2 protein-coding genes are annotated in these 617 nt (G+C 58.3%); both read left to right on the top strand.

Features of this window, described 5'->3' with window-relative positions; genetic code table 11:
• Positions 1–366 (top strand): hypothetical protein (locus QCE79_RS33410; RefSeq protein WP_309851771.1); only part of this gene is annotated, 366 nt, incomplete at its 5' end.
• Positions 363–617, top strand: a 255-nt coding sequence (locus QCE79_RS33415; RefSeq protein ID WP_309851775.1) for a PriCT-2 domain-containing protein, incomplete at its 3' end; no start/stop codon positions are given. The genes QCE79_RS33410 and QCE79_RS33415, both read left to right, overlap by 4 nt.

Genomic DNA, 617 nt, shown 5'->3' on the forward strand with positions numbered 1-617 from the left:
CAAGCTTCCACTAGCGGCGCGGAACGGCGCATAAACGAGAACTACGAGCTGGGTATGCCCATCGCTGAGGGCGAGTATGCAAGCCCGACGCAATGTGTGTTGATGTGCGGCTTCCTTGTCTTTCAAGCGAAGAAGGTTGATGACGAAGTGCGCGAGTTTGCACGACGCGTGCTCGATGTTGTCTTTGCCGCTGCTGCGCAAAATGGATTTCGCAACCGCGATCTGCTTGAAACCATGATGGCGAAGGGTGTTCGTTCTTCCCGCGTGGGCAAGCTTGCAGGACAAGCGACGGCGGCGATCGGCGACAACCTTGCTTTCGCTCGCGTGGTTGCACGCGCAGGCGTAATTGCGGGAGGCAAGAAATGAGCACAGTCTTCGACCATCACCAGCGCATCCTCGAAGCACTGTCATACATCCCGCCGGACTGTGAGCGAGACGTATGGTTTCGAGTTGCTGCTGCATTGAAAAACGGAGAAGGCGAAGCAGCGTTCGAGACGTTCGACACGTGGAGTAAGGCGAGCCCGAATTACTCGGCCGCTGACACGCGCGACACTTGGCGCTCGATCCGTCCCGACGCCGGAATCACGATCGCTACGCTGTTCGCGATCGCGAAGCGG

The sequence above is a fragment of the Caballeronia sp. LZ003 genome, assembly GCF_031451465.1.
Classification (GTDB): domain Bacteria; phylum Pseudomonadota; class Gammaproteobacteria; order Burkholderiales; family Burkholderiaceae; genus Caballeronia.